The organism is Lachnoclostridium sp. (genome assembly GCF_031997925.1).
Classification (GTDB): Bacteria; Bacillota; Clostridia; order Lachnospirales; family Lachnospiraceae; genus Lachnoclostridium.
The window spans coordinates 65,170-66,152 of the sequence record NZ_DAMADT010000026.1; the positions used below are offsets into that span (position 1 = coordinate 65,170).

At 38.6% G+C, this 983-nt stretch carries 2 protein-coding genes; one reads left to right on the forward strand and one right to left on the reverse strand.

The genetic code is table 11. From position 1 onward, the window contains the following. Positions 1 to 198 precede the first annotated feature (198 nt). A complete protein-coding gene (locus tag RTP52_RS15265; protein WP_312372304.1) occupies positions 199 to 519 on the forward strand; it encodes a hypothetical protein in 321 nt (106 codons plus the stop codon). 32 nt (positions 520 to 551) lie between these two features. Here the strand turns inward: RTP52_RS15265 and RTP52_RS15270 are convergent, their stop codons facing one another. After that, positions 552 to 812: a hypothetical protein gene (locus RTP52_RS15270; RefSeq protein ID WP_312099967.1), complete on the reverse strand. Its 261-nt coding sequence runs from the start codon at positions 810 to 812 to the stop codon at positions 552 to 554. Positions 813 to 983: the final 171 nt, after the last annotated feature.

A 983-nucleotide genomic window follows, 5' to 3' on the forward strand; every position in this document is an offset into this window, starting at 1 on the left:
ACTTCGGACATCTTTTATTGCATCAAAGCTGTAATGCGTTAAACTACTATAATTATAAATTTTTTCCATACATTTGTCAATGGGAGGTCAGAAATCGAAAAAAGGGAAAAAAAAGGTGAAGAATTTTTTAAAAATAATGGAAATAAAGCAAGCTGTGTTTCATAAGATACACTGTAAACATTTATTGGAGGAACTCATATGAGTGATTTAACAGCTACAAACTGCGGCGGATGTGGAGATGGCTGCGGATGTGGAAGTGGATGCGGATGTGGCAGAGAATGTGGATGCGGAAATAATTGTGGCGGCGGCTTCTTTGGTGGCGGCTCATGCAGCTGGATTTTCATAATCATCATTTTATTCTGCTTCTGTGGTAACGGTTTTGGTGGTGGATGCGGCAATAGCTGTGGCGGCGGATGTGGCGGCGGCTGTGGCGACGGCTTCTTTGGTGGCGGATCATGCTGCTGGATTTTCATTATCATCATTCTTTTCTGCTGCTGTGGCAACGGATTTGGCTGCTAATTACATCTTGTAATTCCAGAAAAAAAAGCTGCTTAAAAGCAGCTTTTTTTCTGCCGTAAACATTCACAATCATATTCATATATAGAAGTCTCATCGAAATCACAACAAAAGCTATCATTTTGGTTATCTCGATTAAGGCATTTTTTCATTGCTTCCTCGCAACCACAAGGTTGCTTATTTTTTATTTCAAATTCTTCATCTTCTATTCTTTTTTGGCTAATAAAAACTCCTGGCATAAACATATTAAGTTGGTTAGGATTACAGTACCAATTCTCTCCTACTTGATAACTCATGGTTCTACTCCTTCCACTCTTTACTAACATCATATGACACAAAACGCAAAAGGTGCCATTATAAATGAACTATATTGTAGTTTTATCTTACAATTTAACCTCATTGCCACTACGTGGCAATGAGGTTATGAGCAAGTAGCGTAAGCGAATTGCGAATATCCGCTTTGACTT

What these genes read in the sequence shown, in the direction of transcription:
- RTP52_RS15265 (WP_312372304.1), top strand. Translation starts at nt 199, where the DNA reads ATGAGTGATTTAACAGCTACAAACTGCGGCGGATGTGGAGATGGCTGC.
- RTP52_RS15270 (WP_312099967.1), bottom strand. Translation starts at nt 812, where the DNA reads ATGAGTTATCAAGTAGGAGAGAATTGGTACTGTAATCCTAACCAACTT.